1 pseudogene is annotated in these 201 nt (G+C 41.8%); it reads left to right on the top strand.

The features are described from left to right. A pseudogene (locus tag BHE89_RS04610) lies at nt 1-201 on the top strand (KilA-N domain-containing protein); the annotation flags it as partial.

Raw genomic sequence — 201 nt, forward strand, 5'->3', positions numbered from 1 at the left:
AAAAGTTTAAATTTCTCGAATTCATCAAAGTTAGGTGCTTATCAAAAATTACAGGCCATGGCGGGCTTACCTGAGTTGGCGCCTGTTTATGCGATTGATGCGCCAAGTGGTTCCATGGATGGCTCCAGTCGTCCTACTGTGGCTTTATCAACACTGATTAAAAAACACAATTTACCCATTTCAGCACCACAGGCATTTAAA

It is taken from the genome of Shigella sp. FC1967 (assembly GCF_001743005.1).
Taxonomy (GTDB): Bacteria; Pseudomonadota; Gammaproteobacteria; order Enterobacterales; family Enterobacteriaceae; genus Proteus.